The sequence below is a fragment of the Acidobacteriota bacterium genome (assembly GCA_016703965.1).
GTDB lineage: Bacteria > Acidobacteriota > Blastocatellia > Pyrinomonadales > Pyrinomonadaceae > OLB17.
The window spans coordinates 1-18,171 of sequence record JADJBB010000021.1 but is presented as its reverse complement, the minus strand read 5'-3'; the positions used below and the strand labels follow the sequence as shown (position 1 = coordinate 18,171).

Annotated in this window: 8 protein-coding genes; 3 read left to right on the top strand and 5 right to left on the bottom strand. The window is 52.6% G+C overall.

What is annotated here, in order from left to right; translation table 11 throughout:
* The first annotated feature begins 25 nt into the window (after positions 1-25).
* On the top strand, positions 26-589 hold the full coding sequence (locus IPG22_07540) for a sigma-70 family RNA polymerase sigma factor (GenBank protein MBK6588130.1): 564 nt from the start codon (positions 26-28) through the stop codon (positions 587-589).
* A 9-nt stretch (positions 590-598) separates the two neighbouring features.
* Positions 599-3,445, top strand: coding sequence for a protein kinase (locus IPG22_07535; GenBank protein ID MBK6588129.1), 2,847 nt, complete (start codon positions 599-601; stop codon positions 3,443-3,445).
* 33 nt (positions 3,446-3,478) lie between these two features.
* Here the strand turns inward: IPG22_07535 and IPG22_07530 are convergent, their stop codons facing one another.
* The 3 genes from IPG22_07530 to IPG22_07520 are packed head-to-tail and all read right to left on the bottom strand — an operon-like array spanning position 3,479 to position 9,729.
* Positions 3,479-4,477, bottom strand: a complete 999-nt coding sequence (locus IPG22_07530) for a dihydroorotate dehydrogenase-like protein (protein MBK6588128.1) — start codon at positions 4,475-4,477, stop codon at positions 3,479-3,481.
* 21 nt (positions 4,478-4,498) lie between these two features.
* On the bottom strand, positions 4,499-8,074 hold the full coding sequence (nifJ, locus tag IPG22_07525; GenBank protein ID MBK6588127.1) for a pyruvate:ferredoxin (flavodoxin) oxidoreductase: 3,576 nt from the start codon (positions 8,072-8,074) through the stop codon (positions 4,499-4,501).
* On the bottom strand, positions 8,074-9,729 hold the full coding sequence (locus IPG22_07520; GenBank protein ID MBK6588126.1) for an NAD(P)-binding protein: 1,656 nt from the start codon (positions 9,727-9,729) through the stop codon (positions 8,074-8,076). The genes nifJ and IPG22_07520 overlap by 1 nt, the downstream gene beginning before the upstream one ends.
* A gap of 254 nt (positions 9,730-9,983) precedes the next feature.
* On the opposite strand from IPG22_07520, the gene IPG22_07515 reads away from it, so the two are divergent.
* Positions 9,984-12,719 carry a cation-transporting P-type ATPase gene (locus IPG22_07515; protein ID MBK6588125.1) on the top strand — a complete coding sequence of 912 codons (2,736 nt, stop codon included), beginning with the start codon at positions 9,984-9,986 and terminating at the stop codon, positions 12,717-12,719.
* A 380-nt stretch (positions 12,720-13,099) separates the two neighbouring features.
* Here IPG22_07515 and IPG22_07510 read toward each other — a convergent pair whose 3' ends face one another.
* Together IPG22_07510 and IPG22_07505 are read right to left on the bottom strand one after the other, a co-directional pair.
* Positions 13,100-16,099 (bottom strand): PAS domain S-box protein, encoded by a 3,000-nt coding sequence (locus IPG22_07510; protein MBK6588124.1) that lies wholly within the window; start codon positions 16,097-16,099, stop codon positions 13,100-13,102.
* A 375-nt stretch (positions 16,100-16,474) separates the two neighbouring features.
* Positions 16,475-18,171 (bottom strand): GAF domain-containing protein (locus tag IPG22_07505; GenBank protein ID MBK6588123.1); only part of this gene is annotated, 1,697 nt, incomplete at its 5' end.

The window sequence follows — 18,171 nt, the reverse complement described above, 5'->3', positions numbered from 1 at the left end:
CTATGCTAACGATACCGAAACCCGGATGGAAGAGAAGCCGATAACCCAATTGCTGCAGGAGCTTCGAGCACGTGAGGGGAAATCACTTGATGACCTACTCCCGCTGGTCTACGATGAACTGCGCCGCCTTGCTAACGGCTATCTCAGTCGGGAACGTGCAAATCATACACTCCAGCCCACCGCTTTAGTACACGAGGCGTATCTGAAGTTGATCGGGCATGATCAGCTCGAATGGCAAAACCGGGCGCATTTTTTTGGCATTTCGGCCCGGATCATGCGGGAGATCCTGATCGATCATGCCCGCGGGAAAAACCGCCTTAAGCGCGGTGGCGATGGGCTGACTCAGATCGATCTCCAGGACGCGATCAGTTTTTCGATCGATCGGCCGCTCGACGTACTGATCGTGGACGAAGCAATGACAAAACTTGAAATGCTCGATGAACGCCAGGCAAGGATCGTCGAGATGAAATTCTTTGGTGGATTAACAGTAGAGGAGATCGCCGAAGTGCTCGACATCTCGCCTGCCACGGTAAAACGAGAGTGGTCGACGGCAAAACTGTTTCTTTATAAGGCACTGGACGGTTCGTAAGGAATAGGAATGGATTCACAGCGCTGGCAGACGATCAAGCAGATCCTTGAAAAAGCGATCGATCTTAATCCAGAAGAAAGGAGTTCGTATCTTGCCGATGTCTGCGGCGAAGACGCGGAACTCCTGCGCGAGGCCGAAGCCCTCCTCGAGTACTCAGATCCCGACGCAGATGTCCTCGAAATGCCTGCATTTAGTGGTATTACCGGCCAAACCGGCGGTTCTCTGATCGGGGAAAAGATCGGCAGTTATAAGGTTGTCGCGGAATTAGGCGCTGGTGGAATGGGATCGGTTTACCTCGCTTCGCGCGTTGATGGTGCGTTTAAGCAGGACGTCGCGTTGAAACTTATAAAGCGGGGAATGGATTCCGACGCGATCCTCAAACGGTTTTACACCGAAAGACAGATCCTCGCTTCGCTGCAGCATCCGAATATCGCACACCTGATCGATGGCGGAACTACCGAACATGGCCTCCCATTCTTCGTCATGGAGTATGTCGATGGCCTTAGTATCATGGACTACGCGGAACGCGAGGACCTCGATCTGAGCGAGCGGCTTAAGATGTTCACCGAGGTCTGCAGGGCTGTAACTTTTGCCCATCAAAATCTGATCATCCATCGTGACCTGAAACCGTCGAATATCCTCGTTACCGACAGCGGATCTCCAAAACTACTGGATTTCGGGATCGCCAAGCTCCTCCGGCCTGAAGCTTCCGGCGTTGAAACGGCAACCCAAAACTTCATTTTTACTCCTGAATACGCTTCACCTGAACAGGTACGCGGCGAAAAACTCACGACCGCATCTGATATTTATTCGCTCGGGGTGATCCTTTACGAACTGCTCACCGGCAGCCGACCGCACAAAGCAGATGGCGGCAATATCAGCGAGATAATCAGGGAGGTTTGCGATTCTGAACCGGAACGGCCGTCGTCGGTTGTAAGCCGAGCCTCGACAGGCCCTAAAGACACGATCGAAAACGAACGCAGAACTACCCGACATCACTCACAATTGCTGAAACCCAATGCGTTACGCGGTGATCTTGATAACATCATCCTTAAGGCTCTCCGCAAAGAACCGGAACGTCGATATTCGTCAGTCGAACAGCTGAAAGACGATATCCTAAATCATTTAGCGGGTTTGCCTGTTACTGCCTCGGCCGATACATGGTCGTATCGCTCCTTAAAATTCATTCGGAGAAATAGGATCGGCGTTGCCGCTTCAGCCCTTATCCTGATAACTATTCTCGGCGGGATCGGAGCGACGCTCTATCAGGCAAAAAAAGCCGAAGCTCGATTTAACGATGTTCGGCAGTTAGCAAATTCCTTTTTATTCGAGTTTCACGATGCGATCGAAGATCTGCCAGGATCAACCCCAGCACGGGAACTTGTTGTTAAACGGGCTGTTGAATACCTGGACAAACTCGCCGCAGAATCCGTCAACGATGCCACCATCCAACGCGAGCTCGCAACGGCGTACGAAAAGATCGGCCGGATCCAGGGAAACTCATATTATTCGAATCTGGGTGATACGGATGGAGCGACTAAGAGTTACAACCGTTCTCTCGAGATCCGCCAGCGCCTCGCGGATGCGAACCCGAAAGATCTAGCCCTGCAGCAGGAACTCGCGAACAGTTACGAGGGCGTCGGCGATATGCTTTACACCGGTAATGACCTGGTTGCGGGCCTCGCCTCTTACGAGAAAGCGGTCGCCATCCGTGAAGCCGTTCTTGCCGCAGAACCTGTAAATCTGAATAATCGTTTTGATCTAGCGACCGTTCTGGGAAAACGCGGCGACATCAAGGGAATGGAAGGTTTCCCTAACCTCGGTGATACTCCCGGTGCTTTGGAAAGCTATAAACGCGCCGTTTCGCTTTGTGACTTACTACTTGAAGTAGAACCGACGAATACAAAATTCCGTTCGGGGTTCGCATCACTGCTTTCTTTTTCTGCGATGCTCCAGACCGTTACCGGAGACACAAAAGGAGCGATCGAGAGTGGGAAGCGTGCCGTCGATATCACCGAATCGCTTCTGGCGGCCGACCCAAACAGTACAAAACTTGAAACTCAGCTAATGTCGAGCCTAGTTGTTCTACGTTTTCCACTTCTCGACGAAGGCCGTACGGCTGAGGCGGTTGAAAATGCCCGGCGGGTCATACAGACGATGGAAAAGCTCAGTGCTGTCGACCCAAAGAACGTCCAAAACCGACGAAACCTCAGCGTCAGCTATAACAGCCTGGGAATGTGTCTTCTAAAAGCGAACGATCCCGGTGGTGCGGTCGATAGCCATCGACGTTCTCTCGCTATCATCACGGAGATCTCGGGTAGTGATCCGGCGAGTAATGAGAACGCCCGGGATGTAGTAATAACCAAACAATACCTTGCCGAGGCGTTGTTTGCGGCAGGTGATAGTAAAACCGCTCTTGCAATGCTGCGGCAATCCATTCCTTTCTATGAAGGAGCGATCGCTGCCGACAATCCGGATATTCAGACTCTTGACGATTACGGGCTCGCTCTTGGCAATATTGGCAAAATACTTGCCGCAACAGGTGATCTGGCTGGTGCTGCGGAGTCATTTCGCCGCGCACTTCCTTTTGCCGAAGAAGTTATGAAGAAAGCACCGCATAGTGTGCGGTTCAGGACACGTCACGCTTTGATCTTTTTTGAGGCCGGAAAAGTCTTCGCAAGGCTGTCGACTACCGAAAAAGGCGAAAAGAGCGAGGCAGCCAAGAGTGATTCATGTGACTTTCTAAGACGAAGTTTCGGAATGCTGGATGCTTTGAGATCAAGCGGTAGTCTTAGCCCCATTTACGCCGGCCAGCCGGAACAAGTGGCTAAAGAGCTATCTTTCTGCAATTCGTGACCTCAAAATACAGCCGCATCCGGCGGCGAAGTATCATCTGCGATTTTTATTCTCCATGATCTGGATATAATTGCTTCGTTCGAATGCTGTTGGATCTGCGACATGGAGTTGGCTCATTGTTCCCCTAAAGGAATCGATTGATTGAAACGGCATATCCTTCATATACAGATCAAGATCAGCCAACGTGTCCTTTATCCACGGGATTCCATGGCTTAGGATGGCCGAAGCACACATCCCAACATCGGCTCCTGCGAGAATATATTTGATCAGCTCGGTCGCACTATGAATACCAGTTGTCGCTGCCAGCGAAACAGGGACACGGCCGTAAAGCACTGCGATCCACAACAGCGGAAGGCGGATCTCTGACCGGACGCTGAGATCGAGATTTGGTATCACGGCCAGTTCTTCGACGTCGAAGTCAGGCTGATAGAACCGATTGAAAAGTACGAGGGCGTCTGCACCCGCTAGCTGCAGCCGTTGTGAGATATTACCGATCGACGAAAAATACGGGTTTAGCTTAACGGCGATCGGTATGGTAATGGTCTCGCGCAACATTTTGACGATATCGATATACCGCTGCTCAACCTCGGACGAGGTCATGTTAATGTCCGCAGGAATGAAATAAATGTTCACTTCGAGACCGTCGGCCCCGGCCTGCTCGATCTCGCGCCCATATTCTATCCATCCTTCGGGCGTGATGCCGTTAAGGCTGCCGATTATAGGGATATCGACTCGCTCTTTTGCCTTTCGGATGATCTCAAGATATTTTGCAGTCCCAACCGAGTAGTCCTGCATTTCGGGGAAGAAATACGACGATTCGGCCGAGGAGTTTGATGTCATCCGATCGATCAGCTCAAAACGTTCCGTTTCCTGTCGTATCTGCTCTTCGAAAAGGGAAAACATAACGACCGCTCCGGCTCCGGCGTCTTCCATTGCGACGATATTCTCTACTCTTTGCGATAAAGGGTTTGCTGAAACCACCAACGGCGTCCTCAGGGTCAACCCCATATATTTTGTACTTAGATCGGGCATAAAGTTTCCTCCTTTCTTGAATTAAAAAACGGGCTGAAATGAACTCGCTCCAAAGCCTGCCATTTCCTCATACGTCTTCCATCTGAGGTCGGCTATTTCCTGTGCAAGGGTCATAAGCCGCTCGGCTTCTTGTGGAGCTGTTTGGGTCAGAACCTTATACCGCAGCTCGTTATAAGCGTATTTCTTCAGCGAGATCGATGGTTTTGGGGAATCAAGAACGAACGGATTCTGGTCGTTCTTTCTGAGCACAGGGTTGTATCGGATCAGCGGCCAGTAACCGCTTGCGACCGCCAGTTTTTGCTGGTTCAAGCCTTTTTCCATGTCGATCCCGTGGGCAATGCAGTGGCTGTAGGCGAGGATCAGCGACGGACCGTCATAAGCCTCGGCTTCGCGTAACGCGAGCAGCGTCTGTTGCGGATTTGCTCCCATCGCGATCTGCGCGACATAAACATTGCCGTATGATATCGCCTGTAGTGCAAGATCTTTCTTGCCGACTCGCTTGCCTGCCGCGGCGAATTTTGCGGATGCAGCGGTCGGAGTTGCCTTCGACATTTGGCCGCCAGTGTTCGAATAGACCTCCGTATCTAGAACGAGGACATTGATGTTTCGTCCGGTCGCCAAAGCGTGGTCCAATCCGCCCGAGCCAATATCGTACGCCCAACCGTCGCCGCCGATCAGCCATACGCTGCGGTGGACGAGTTGATCGGCAACGGAACGGAGATGTCTGGCTTCGGACTTATCGATCCGAGCAAGTTTTACTTTCAGTTCGGCAACACGCAGCCGCTGCCTTTTGATCTCGCTTTCCAGATGCTGCGGGGCAACTGTTAATCCGTCTACAAGTTCATCACCGAGTTCCGGCCGCAGAATTTGCAGCAGCTGATGGGCGGTCGCCAGCTGCTTGTCAGCGGTCAAGCGCATTCCGAGTCCGAATTCTGCGTTGTCCTCAAACAGGGAATTCGACCACGCCGGCCCCTGACCACAGGCGTTGGATGTCCAGGGCGTAGTTGGCAGGTTGCCGCCATAGATCGATGAGCAGCCCGTAGCGTTTGCCACCAGCAGCCGGTCGCCGAATAACTGCGTAAGCACCTTGATGTAAGGCGTTTCGCCGCAGCCGGCGCATGCTCCTGAGAATTCAAAATAAGGTTCGAGGAACTGAACCCCATGTACAGTTGAGAAGTCGACCTCCGGTTTCTCGTTCTGCGGCAGTTTTTCAAAAAAGTCGATCCTTTCGCGGTCCGGCTCAAGATCGGCGGCCTTATCGCCGAGGTTTATTGCCCGTTTATTCTTACCTCCCGGTGCATCGACGGGGCAGACCTCGTAGCAAAGGTTGCAGCCGGTGCAGTCTTCAAGATAGACGTTTAGAGAATACTTCGTCTCCGGAAATCCGCGGGCGTTGATCGGTGACGACTTAAAACCGTTTGGAGCATCTTTCAAATGATCTTTGTGAAAGAACTTCGATCGGATAACGCTGTGCGGGCAGACGAAGCTGCAATTTCCACACTGGATGCAGGAATCCGGATCCCAGACCGCAATTCGGTTCGAGACGTTCCGTTTTTCCCATTTCGAGGTTCCATTTGGGTAAGTTCCGTCAACCGGCATCGCACTGACCGGGATCGAGTCTCCGTGGCCCGAGATCATCATTTGAGTAACGGTGCGGACAAACTCCGGGGCCTTGATCGATATTCCTTGAGCGGGAGCGTCGCCGGCGGTCGTAGTTCCGGGAATCGCGACCTCGAACAGATTCTCAAGTGTTTTATCGACCGCGACAAAGTTCTTTTCAACAACTGCACGCCCCTTTTTTAGATAGGTCTTCTCGATCGCCTTTTTGATCTGAGCGATCGCCTCATCAGGCGGGAGCACGCCCGAGAGGGCGAAGAAACAGGTCTGCATTATCGTGTTGATACGGCCTGCCATTCCTGTTTTTTTAGCAACGTCATCCGCGTTGATCACATAAAGCTTGAGATTTTTGTCGAGGATCGCCTGCTGTACGGAGAGCGGGATACGATCCCAGACCTCATCTTTGCCGTACGGGCTATTCAAGAGGAATGTCGCTCCCACCTTAGCGAACGAGAGCATCTCGACCTTCTCCAGAAAATTGAACTGGTGACAGGCGATAAAATCCGCCGATGTTATCAAGTACGGGGCCTTGATCGGATCCTTGCCGAATCGAAGATGCGACACGGTCATCGCTCCTGATTTTTTTGAATCGTAAACAAAATAGCCCTGTGCCGACAGATCAGTATTTTCACCGATGATCTTGATGCTGTTTTTATTTGCTCCAACCGTGCCGTCAGCTCCGAGGCCGAAAAATAATGCCTGGGTCCAACCGGATTCGTCCAGTTTAAAACTGCTGTCGACATCGAGGCTCGTCATTCCGACATCATCGATGATGCCAACGGTGAAGTGGTTCTTAGGTGACCCGGCCCACAAATTGTCAAAAACTGCTTTGACCATCGCCGGCGTAAATTCTTTTGACGACAGTCCGTAGCGGCCGCCTACAACCAGCGGCATTGATGGCAATGTCCCGGCGGAAACAGCCTCCATCAGTGTGATCATCACATCCTGATAAAGCGGCTCGCCTGAAGCACCGGATTCTTTTGTGCGATCTAGAACCGCGATATTTTTGGCCGTTGATGGGAGGGTCGCGATAAAGTCAGCGGCTGGAAATGGCCTGTATAAGGTCATCTGGATAACGCCCGTTCTCTCACCATTCGCGGCGAGGAAAGCAGCAGTTTCCGAAGCCGTTTCGACGCCGGATCCCATGATCACGATCACATTTTCAGCGTCAGGAGCGCCGTAGTACTTGACCGGGGAATATTCGCGGCCGGTAAGTTCCGCAAACTTCCGCATTTCTTCTTTAAGGATCGACGGAACTGCGGTGTAGAAAGTGTTAACGGTCTCGCGGCCCTGGAAATAGACGTCGGGGTTCTGAGCGGTGCCGCGGATGAAAGGTTTGTCAGGATTTAGCGCACGGTTCCGATGTTCGAAAACGAGATCGTCATCGATCATCGCGCGGATCTGTTCGTCTGAGAGGAAATCGATCTTGTTGACCTCATGCGAGGTCCTGAATCCGTCAAAGAAATGAATGAATGGAATTCGCGATCTGAGCGTCGTCGCCTGGGCGATCAGGGCCATGTCATGGGCTTCCTGAACACTGGCTGACGCCAGGAGTGCAAAACCGGTCGTCCGCGCGGCCATTACGTCCTGGTGATCGCCGAATATTGAGAGGCCCTGAGCCGCGAGCGAGCGAGCCGCGACATGAAAGACCGCCGCGGTGAGTTCGCCGGCGATCTTATACATATTCGGCAGCATCAGCATAAGGCCCTGAGATGCCGTAAAGGTGGTCGTCAGAGAGCCGGTCTGCAGGGCTCCGTGGACAGTGCCCGCAGCTCCGCCCTCACTCTGCATCTCGATCACCTCGGGGATATTGCCCCAAATATTCTTGATGTCTTTTGCCGACCATTCATCGGCGAACTCAGCCATCGCTGATGAAGGCGTGATCGGATAGATCGCGCAGACCTCGTTCACGCGGTATGCGACATGGACCGCCGCTTCGTTTCCATCAAGTGTTACCGGTCGTTGTGTAGAATAACTCATTAGATTGTTGCTGCCTTTGGTTCAGCTATCATGTCGATCGCGTGACACGGGCATTGCTCAAAACAGGTCCCGCAGCCGGTGCAGAGGCTGTAGTTAAATTTGTAACGCATTCCAGACCCGAGCTTGATAATTGCGTGCTCAGGGCAAGCTCCGAAGCATCCGTCGCATTCGAAACAATTCCCGCAGGAATAGCACCGCTGTGCTTCGTAACGAGCCTCTTCCTCCGACAATCCGGAGACGATCTCCTCAAATCCGGTCACGGCTTTATCGGGCTCAACGTGAGCCTGTTCGCGTGCCTCGGCGCTCGTGCGGTACCAAATGTGAAGCTGCTCGACAGGAACCAAAGCGTTACTAGCCGGCTTTTCGTAGGTTTTTCCGCTTAGCCATGCGTCGATATTCCGGGCCGCTTTTTTTCCGTGTCCGGTCGCGATCGTCACGGTTCGTTCGCTTGGGACCATATCGCCGCCGGCAAATATCCCGGCGTGCCCGGTCATCATGTGCTTATCGACGATGACAGTACCGTCGCTGTCAAAGCTCACACCTTCGACGCCCTCAAGAAATGCTGTTTCGGTTGCTTGTCCGAGTGCGAGAATGACCGAGTCGGCCTCAAGCGTTTCGAATGTGCCGGTCGGTACCGGCTTTCCATCCTTGATCTCCATCCGCTCGACGGTCATTGACGCGGTGTCAAAATCGCGTATTGTGGTTAGCCAATGGATCTTGATGCCTTCGCTCAGAGCTTCGTCGGCTTCGAAATCGTGGGCGGGCATATGCTCGCGGTCGCGGCGGTAGATTATCAATGCTTCCTCGGCACCAAGTCGTTTGGCAGTCCTGGCTGCATCCATCGCGGTGTTGCCGCCGCCGTATATCGCGACACGCCGGCCGATCGCAGGAGTGTTGCCGAGTTCGACATCCTTCAAAAATGTGACAGCGTCAAGTATTTTGCTTGCGTCTCTCGCAGGAATGTCCGTTTTCTTACCGATGTGAGCCCCGATCGCGATAAAGACCGCATCAAAATTCCCTGCTGTTTTTTCGGCTAGAACATCCTCAACCTTATGGTTGAGAATGATCTTGACGCCCAGGTCTTCGATCCGTTTGATCTCTGCTCGCAGCACATTACGCGGAAGCCGGTAGGCCGGAATGCCGAAGTTCATCATTCCGCCCGCCATCGGGCCGGCCTCGTAAATAGTTACATCATGCCCCAAGCGAGCAAGATGATATGCCGCCGAAAGGCCGCTTGGGCCCGAGCCAATGATCAAAACACGATTTCCCGAATTGCGTTTCGGCGCTGGGAAAGCCCATCCCTCCGAGATCGCCATGTCGCCTAGGAATCGCTCAACTGAATGGATACTGACTGAGGTGTCGACGGAGCCGCGATTGCACGAGCTCTCGCACGGGTGATAACAAACCCTGCCGTGGATCGCGGCCATCGGATTATCGTCGGTCAGGCATTTCCAGGCTTCGAAATAACGCCCTGCCTGCGCATGGGAAAGCCATGCCTGAATATTCTCGCCCGCCGGACACGCATTATTGCATGGTGGGAAAAAGTCGGTGTAAACCGGCCGCTGGCTGCGCGATGGGCCAGTTCCTGTACCATGTTCTTTTAGATCGGGTTTCTTGGTTAGATCGGTTTTTGGTTGTGATGTTTCACTTTTCATACATGATCACCGACTTGCACTGACAACTAACCGCTTTGGCAATAGGCGTGCCATCTCAAAAGCGCCTCGGAAATGCGTAATTACGCCGACGTCAGGCATCGCGATAGGTACGTAATCTGATCAATAACACGTAATTCTTCGCACGAGGCGGAAATTCTTCACGGTTTTCGCTAGATCTGTTGGTGCCGGATCGCAATTATCTTGGGTGTGCGGTTTATCACTTACAATCTTGTTTTCTCTGCAATAATGAGCGTATGGGAACCGGACCGGATGCGAATATTTCATCGGCGGAGAAGCTGGTCGCATCGCCTTCGGTGGATCGTTCGGCTGAGATAGTGCTTGAGAATCCCCACGGCGAACATGGAGATCGTGTTGCCGCAGCTCTTTTCGTAGATATTCAGAAAGGCCTGACGACAGAAGAGGTAAGGTTCCGATCAAAGCGAGACGGGCCCAATACCCTTTCGATGGAGAAGGGCGACGCGTGGTGGACACTTCTCTTACGTCAGTTTTCCAGTATTGTCGTTTGGCTGCTTCTGGCGGCGGCAATTGTCTCCTTGATAACAGATGATATCGCTGAGGCTGTGGCAATACTTGTTGTCCTGCTCGTTAATGCTGCCATCGGGTTTGCGATCGAATGGCGGGCCGGCCGCGCGCTTGATGCACTTCGCAAAACGACGGCGGCTACTGCCCGGGTTCGACGCAACGGCAGCGAGAAGATCGTCGACGCGGCGGAACTTGTTATCGGCGACATAATTAGCCTGGCGGCTGGCGACCGCGTACCGGCAGATGCACGTCTGATCGAAGCGATAAATCTTCAAACCGACGAATCCGCCCTGACCGGGGAGAGCGTTCCGGTAACAAAAACGGCAGAACCCGTATCAATTGCGTCAGTCCTTACTGAACGCAGGTCGATGGCCTATCTGGCGACGATGGTAGTAGCGGGCCGCGCGGTTGCGATCGTCACAGCCACCGGTTCGGCAACCGAAGTAGGCCGCGTCGGCAATCTGCTGGCGAAAACACGATCCGAAGCGACACCGCTTGAGCGTAGGCTAGCGTCATTGGGAAGGATGCTCGTGTATGGCGTTTTGGCGATCGCGGCGATCGTGATGTTGGCCGGATTCCTCCGCGGCGACGATCCAGCCCTGATGTTAAGGGTTTCAATAAGCCTTGCTGTAGCCGCGGTTCCGGAAGCGCTTCCGGCAATGACGACCTTGATCCTCGCTCTCGGTGTTTTGCGCATGGCCCGACAACGGGCCATCGTCCGCAAACTCTCAGCCGTTGAAGCTCTCGGCAGTACGACGGTCATTTGTACTGACAAAACCGGCACCTTGACCGAAAATCGAATGACCGTCCGCGAATACCGGTTGTCGGATGGTCAGTCTTTCGAACTCGAGAACCACGGCCCCGTCAGTGTGGTATTAGATCGCCTTCTACGGACAAGCGTGCTGTGCAATGACGCCGCTTTTGATTCGGGACCCGCAAAACACGATACGATCGGCGATCCAACCGAGACAGCTCTGCTTGTCGCTGCCGACCTGCTGGAAAGAAACGCTGCCGCCGAACGCCTTAGGTACGAAAAAGTGCGCGAATGTCCGTTTGACGCAGTGTCAAAACGGATGACCGCAGTTCTGCGTGACAAGAACACAGACAAATACATCGCCGTTCTTAAAGGCGCGCCGAGCGTCGTACTCGGGATGTGCTCAGATTTTATAACTGACGACGGATCGTTGGAACCGCTCGACGACGAAATGCGTGCCAGCTTTCTTTCGATAAATGAGGACATGGCATCGAGCGGCCTTCGTGTCCTTGCATTTGCCGACCGCTCGCTTGAGACAGCACAGGAGGAGATCGAACGAGGTTACACCTTCCTTGGTTTTTCCGGCATGACCGACCCGCCGCGGCAAGGGGTCGAATCAGCGATACGAACCGCCCAGGAAGCCGGTATTCGCATCGTGATGCTGACAGGAGACCAGGTTATGACCGCAGGCGCAATAGCACGCGAGCTGAACTTGAGCCCGGACGGGGATATTTATTCTATTCATGCCAGCGAGATCACGGCGATGGATGACACGGCTCTGGCCCAGGCTGCTGCCCGGGCTCACGTTTTTGCCCGGGTTTCGCCTGAGGACAAACTTCGGATCGTCGAAGCTCTGCAAAAGGCCGGAGAGATCGTCGCGGTCACTGGCGATGGTATCAACGACGCGCCTGCATTAAAGAGGTCAGATATCGGTATTGCAATGGGCTTGCGCGGAACCGAGGTGGCGAAAGAGGCGGCCGATGTGGTTCTGACAGACGACAATTTCGCGACGATCGTCAAGGCAATTGAGGGCGGCCGAACAATCTACGCCAACATCATAAAGTTCGTCCACTTGATGTTCTCGCACAATCTTGGCGAGGTGCTCGTCATTTTTGCAGCCCTCGTTTCGGGGCTGCCGCTGCCGCTATTGCCGCTTCAGATACTATGGCTCAATATCATAACGGACGTTTTTCCGGCATTGGCCCTGGCGGTCGAACCCGCGTCGGGAGAAACCATGGGGCAGCATCCGCGGTCTTCCGGCGGAGCTTTATTCTCGCCGCAGTTCTTGTTCCTCATTTGCTGGCAGGGGCTTATGCTATCGGCCATAACTCTCGCCGCCTATGTGTGGGCACTTGATGCATACGGCGATGGAGCGCATGCCCGGACGGTGGCACTACTGGCGCTTGTTGGAGTTGAGCTTGGCCATTCGTTCAATTGCAGGTCGCGGACGCGCTCCGCTTTTAATGGTTTCTTTACGAATCCTTATATCTTTGGAGCAGCGATGATCATGGTCATCCTGCAAACGGCTGCCTTTACCATCAGCCCGCTTTCACGGCTGCTCGACCTCGTAACTCCTAATTTCAATGATCTAGCGGTTACGCTCTTGTGTGTGTTGACCCCAGTCGTGATCGTTGAACTGACCAAAGTGTTCGCTCGTTACGGAGTTGATCGTCGGTCGCAGGCTCAGGCCTAGATCGTCCGCTAAGCCTCCAGATAGACGCGATGGAGCATCGACGAGGATGTCTGAAGGGCCGAGATCCTGAGCAAGACTCTGGTAGAGTTGTTTCGCGACAAAAACCTTTGACCAATCTGCCAAATACCTCTACCAATGTGTGAGTTTTATGGCCGACAACACCGCATATTCCTACGACCAATCCAGCCATTTTTCGTTTGATAATGCCGAAAACAGGGCTTTCTATGAAAAGTGTGAATCGATTCACACTTTTCGGACGTCAATTTGGTTCATGCACTTTTTTTCACCACCAAAACTGATCGAGGCTGCCCTTTCAGACAGCCTCGTAACAGTATGGGGGTTAGCCGAAAAAGGTCGGCTTGTGGATCGCTGAAGGACTTTTATACCCTGGAGCCTGCGGAGGCAGAGTATGGGGCGATTGAGGTGATATCTTCTGCACCGACCGATGCCCGGATCTTTTCGATCAGTTCATCGGGGCCAAAAGGCTTTTCTATGAAGGCAGTTTCCGATCCAAGGTCAATTCCTTCATCAAACTGGTGTCCGCTGTACCCGGACATTATTATCGTTCTCATATCCGGGCGGATCTGGGACGCGGCGAACTGCAATTCCGAGCCGTTCATGCCCGGCATGATCATATCGGTCAAAAGTAAGTGGATCCGGTCCGCGAACGTGCGGCAGATCTCGAGTGCCTCGTCACCGTTGGTTACCGCAATGACTTTATACCCGTGTTTCGTCAGAACGCTTTGAATTAGGTTCCGCACCGCGATCTCATCCTCAACGAGCAGGATAGTGCCGGAAGCCGAAGAGACTCCGGGAGAACTGCTTATCGGCGTTCTGGTCGCGGAGCTTTCGGTAGCGTGTGGAAGATAGACCCTGAAAGTCGAACCCTTTCCCGGCTCGCTTTCAACTGAAATATCTCCGCCTGATTGTTTGACTATCCCGTAAACGGTCGACAGCCCAAGGCCGGTACCCTTACCGGTTTCCTTGGTCGTAAAGAATGGCTCAAAAAGCCGTCGGCGGGTTTGGTCGTCCATTCCGATCCCGGTGTCTCGGACTGTCAGTTCCACGAACGGGCCGGATGTGACAACGACATTTTCGTGCGAAAAATCTCCGTCCAGATAGCGGTTTCGAGTCGTGATCGTTAAGGTACCGCCATTAGGCATAGCATCGCCTGCGTTTACTACCAAATTCACGATCACTTGGGTGATCTGGCTCGGGTCAACCTTGATATTACCAAGCTGCGGGTCGAGATCGATCCGAAACTGGATATCTTCCTTAACGATGCGCCGCAGCATGCGCTCCGTATCCGTAACGGCGGCATTTAAATTATGGACGACCGGCGTCAAGACACGGCGGCGACTAAAAGAGAGCAGCTGGGTTGTTAAGGCCGCCGCCCGAGTGCCGGCATGATTGATCTCCAGAATATAATCACGCAGTGGATCATCGGCCGGCATGTTCTGAAGCGTCAGATCACTGTACCCCGAGATCGCAGTGAGAATATTGTTAAAATCGTGGGCCACGCCACCTGCAAGTACGCCGATCGCTTCCATTTTCTGGGCCTGTACGAGCTGATCTTCAAGCTGCTTCCTTTCGGTAATGTCGCGGATCACTGTCAGCGTATTCCCGTCGGGCATTACCGTTGCAATTACCTCGCCGGGGAAGGTTGAGCCGTCCTTTCGCCGGTACTCCCACTCCTGGTAGTACTCGAGGTCGGTGTTAAGGCCGAAAAGTGTCTCGCCTAGATGCGGTACTTCCCTCGGGATAAAGATGTTGGTCGCGTGAAGGCCAATAAATTCCTCACGCGTGTAGCCCAGCATTCGACAGAGTGTTTCATTGGCGTCGATGTAAAAACTATCTTGATCGGCGATGGCAATACCGTCAGGAGAGTACTCGAAAAGGGTTCGATACCTTTCTTCGCTAGCCTCTCTTGCCAGTTCCGCCCTGGTGCGCTCCGTAACATCAGTCACGACAGCAACAACCGAAACGATCTCGCCGTTCACTTCGGTCGGTTCATATCTAACATCGTAGTAACGAGTGCCTCGAAGGGTCGGACACCTTAGTTCATAACGAAAGCTTTGACCAGCAAACGCACGGTCGAGACTCGGCCCGATCTGCTTGTCATAGAGCGTGGAGTGAACCTCGGATACCTTGCGGCCGGTGATGTTGGCCGTTGGAAGTTCGAATATTTCTGCATAAGCCGAATTCACAAAAGCGAAACGCCGGCTGCTGTTGATCATTACAAGCCCAACTTGAGCCTTCTCCGTAACCAACTTCAAGCGATCTTCGCTGGCCCTGTGTCTTTCTTCTGCTCTGCGAAGCTCAGTGACGTCAACCATTGACGAGATAACCCGCTGCTCGTCATTTATCTCAACAAAAACAGCTCCAACGATCACATTTCTTCGTTTACCGGTACGGGTCGTTATTTCCACCTCACGGTCGATGATCGTATTATGCTCGCTAAGGTGCCGACAAAGTTCATTTTCAGCTTCTTCCGGAAGAAGTCCACAATCCACGACGGTCTTTCCTTTAATACTATCCAGATCCCAACCCGTTAGCTCGGTGAATTCACTGTTTACCTCAATAAAAGTTCTGTCGCTCCACCGGTTGACCGCCATCGATACAGGGCAACTGCCGAACACCCTTGAAAGCCTGGCCTCGCTCGTTCTAAGAGCGTCAGAAGTTCTTATCCGCTCTGTAACATCGACCGAATGGATCAATCGAGCCGTTCCATTCTTATCCTCAATATCCTGCGTCGATAATTCTACATAGAATACGCTGCCATCTTTGCGCCGGTGCTTTGACACAGCTATTGCAATGTCACGGCGAACCATGCCTACGCCTTCAGTCTTTCCAGGATCGAATTCCTCATCGTCAAGCGTAAGATCCTTTAGAGACAGGTCTAAGAATTCTTCATGCGAATAGCCGTATACCGTAGTCGCTGCTTTGTTTACGGTAATAAACTTGTTCGTTTTGACGTCGAGTATAAAGACAGGGAACGGGCTGTGGTCGAACAGCGAACCGAAGCGGGTCTCGCTTTGCTGAGCTTTAGCAATATATTTCCGAACTGAACTTGTTGCAAAAGCCAAAGCCGAACCAAAAAGTAAGAAGGTCACCAACTGCAGCGTCCTGGAAGCGTCCGGTTGAAGCTCGGAAAGTTGGGGCATTAGCAGGAATTGAGCTCCAGCTGCGGACAATATCTCGGCGACGATAGCGGGACCGCGTCCGAAAAGCCACGCCGCTGCCGTAACTGCACCAAAAAAAAGAGCAAACGGGGTCTGTATTGCCAACTGCTCTATCTGGATGGTAGCCAGCAGAGCAATGCAAACAATAATGACGGCACAGCTATACCGCGCCAAAGGGGTTTGGGAAAAACTCAACATCCGGTCACTCGACTATCCTCCCCCAACGACCGGCCGAAACCGGTTCACCAAAAAAAGGGATAATTACCCGAGTATTCTGCCTTTACTAAATCGATTTAGCTGGGCGGCAGAATCTAAAGCTAAGGATCTGAAGGCGTTGTAGCTACTAGCAGACCGACGGTTAACCGGTTTGTTAGGAAGCAACGGTAGGCCAGTTGCCGCTGACCTTACTTTTCAGAGTACCTCTACCTAAATTGAAAATTTCAGACAGCGAAAACTAGAAAGTATTCACTGCTTATTAGTTTTCTTCAAAGGCGGGTTTCCAAAGCAATATCACTATATGCAGAAACAAAGTGGGTGTCAAGTACGATTGGTTGTGGTACTTAATGTATAACATTAAACTCGCGAGGTATATGTCGTCAGGGAATCGACAGCCATATCCGACTGGATTCGGACGGCGGCAGAATCATTGATCGACAGGGGAAGGCTGATGACGAAGGTCGTACCGTGCCCCGGCAGGCTGGTCACGTCGATCGTACCCTTGTGTTTTTCGACGATAACGGTATGTGAGATCGCGAGTCCCTGACCTGTGCCTTTTCCGACTTCCTTTGTCGTAAAGAAAGGGTCAAAGATCTTCTTGCGTATCTCCTCGGGCATGCCGCAGCCGGTGTCGCTGATTTGGACCTCAACGTGATCGCCCTTGTTCTTTGTTTTGATCGCGATCGTTCCTTTACCGCCTGGATCGGTCTTCATCACGTCGGCTATAGCATGAGAGGCATTGACGATCATGTTGAGGATGACCTGATTGAATTCGCTGGTCAGGCACGGTACCAAGGGCAGGTCCCGGTCGTAGTCGGTGACAATGTTAGCGACGTATTTCCATTCGTTGCTTGCAACTGTAATTGTACTTTCGATCGCCTTATTAAGATCGGTTGCATGGAAATCGTTCGAACCGGGATGTGCAAAATCCTTCATCGATTGCACGATCTTGCTAATTCGCTCAACGCCGTCGAGTGCCTGGTCGAATGCCTTTGGCACCTCGTCATTCAGATAGCCTATATCTGCCGTTTCTACCGCATTCGTAAATTTATCGACTTCGTCGGTGCTCAAACCACCAGGCCGGTCAGCGCTTAGGATTTCAGTCGCAAGCTTCAGAACGGAGCTATAGTCATTAAAGCTGTCGCGTAGAAAGCGAACATTATCGCCGACGTACTGAGCCGGAGTATTTATCTCGTGGGCGATGCCGGCGGCGAGCTGGCCGATCGATTCCAGTTTCTGGGCCTGGCGAAGCTGGGCCTCGAGATTTTTTCGTTCTGTAAGATCTGTTGCGATCCCGAGAATATACTCGACGCCGGCCGTACCCATCAATGGCCGCTTAACTGACTGAAGCCAATGGATGTTGCCTTGCGCATCGAGGACTTTCTCCTCCTGATTTATGTATTCCTGTTTGTTGCTGATGACAAAATGGTCGGAGAGATCGTATCGGGCGGCATCCTCGTTCGGGCCGATCAGTTCCTGGTCAGTTTTGCCGATAACGTCCTTGACGTCCTTTCCGTGCAGGGCAGCAAATGCATAGTTTGTGAGCACGTAGCGTCCAAGCTTATCTTTTACATAGATCAGATTGGGGACGTTATCGATAACGCGATTGAGGAAGCTTTTCGCATCGAACATTTCGTTCTCTGCCCTTTTTCGATCGATCGCAACGGCGATCTGATCACCGATCGACGCAAGCAATTCGAGATCTCGCTGGCCGTAAACAGTACTGTCGTCATAATGTTGAACTGCCAGGACACCAATAACCCCTTTAGGCGTTCGTAATGGCACTCCAAGCCAAACAGCCGGACGCCGGCCGATCATTTCGATCTCACCGTCTTCGATCAACGATTCGATCGCAGAATCAGTTAGCAGCATCGGTTCGCCGATGCGAAATGCATAGCCCGTCAGGCCATTTCCCAGTTTCCCGGGCGGCGGGACAAGTTCATATTTATCGACGAAGAACTCCATATCAAGCGTCGACGTTTTGGCGTCGTATAGAGCTACGAAGCAGTTTTCTGAATACAGAAAGCGACTGATCGAATGATAGATATGGTCGA

Coding starts and splice junctions, on each gene's coding strand:
- IPG22_07510 (MBK6588124.1), bottom strand. CDS start 16,099: ATGTTGAGTTTTTCCCAAACCCCTTTGGCGCGGTATAGCTGTGCCGTC.
- IPG22_07530 (MBK6588128.1), bottom strand. CDS start 4,477: ATGCCCGATCTAAGTACAAAATATATGGGGTTGACCCTGAGGACGCCG.
- IPG22_07535 (MBK6588129.1), top strand. CDS start 599: ATGGATTCACAGCGCTGGCAGACGATCAAGCAGATCCTTGAAAAAGCG.
- IPG22_07520 (MBK6588126.1), bottom strand. CDS start 9,729: ATGAAAAGTGAAACATCACAACCAAAAACCGATCTAACCAAGAAACCC.
- IPG22_07515 (MBK6588125.1), top strand. CDS start 9,984: ATGGGAACCGGACCGGATGCGAATATTTCATCGGCGGAGAAGCTGGTC.
- nifJ (MBK6588127.1), bottom strand. CDS start 8,074: ATGAGTTATTCTACACAACGACCGGTAACACTTGATGGAAACGAAGCG.
- IPG22_07540 (MBK6588130.1), top strand. CDS start 26: ATGGAAGAGAAGCCGATAACCCAATTGCTGCAGGAGCTTCGAGCACGT.